The sequence below is a fragment of the Nonomuraea sp. KM90 genome (assembly GCF_052246675.1).
In the GTDB taxonomy this organism is placed as follows: domain Bacteria; phylum Actinomycetota; class Actinomycetes; order Streptosporangiales; family Streptosporangiaceae; genus Nonomuraea.
In genome coordinates, this window is record NZ_JBQQCB010000422.1 from 1 (window position 1) to 543 (window position 543).

Annotated in this window: 1 protein-coding gene; it reads right to left on the reverse strand. The window is 71.1% G+C overall.

The genetic code is table 11. The annotated features are described in order from the left end of the window. Positions 1 to 75: 75 nt before the first annotated feature. A partial coding sequence (locus ACTWPW_RS64580) for a transposase (protein WP_443175094.1) occupies positions 76 to 543 on the reverse strand: 468 nt, incomplete at its 5' end.

The window sequence follows — 543 nt, forward strand, 5'->3', positions numbered from 1 at the left end:
CACAACCGCAGACGCTGGCAGCAGACCAAGGCACCCCCATCCGACGAACCGGTCACCGACAGCTGAGCACCCGCTCTACACGGCCAGGCTGTAGTTATCGGTGCATTGTGCTTGACAGATCTCCACGACGTTGCGCGTCTTGTAGTGCTCGGGATCGAAGCCGGTCGGGCGGCCACCGCGGCGGCCGCGCCGGCGACGGTTGGCCCGCTGATCCTTCGGTTCCGGAATGGTGTGGCGGATCTTGCGGCGGCGCAGATGGCACCGGTTGGCGCGGGAGCTGTAGGCCTTATCGGCGGTCAGGCTGTCGGGCCGGGTGCGCGGCCGGCCCGGGCCCCGGCGTGGCACGCGGATCTTTCCCAGGACAGGGCGCAGTTGTGGGCTGTCGCCGTACTGGCCGGGCGTCAGGACCAGGGCCGGCGGGCGGCATCGGCCGTCGGCGGCCAGGTGCAGCTTGGTGGAAAAGCCGCCGCGCGAACGCCCTGGACACTCGCCGCTTGGACCACCTCCGCCAGCCGGGCGCGCAGGGCGGTCAGCACCGGATCG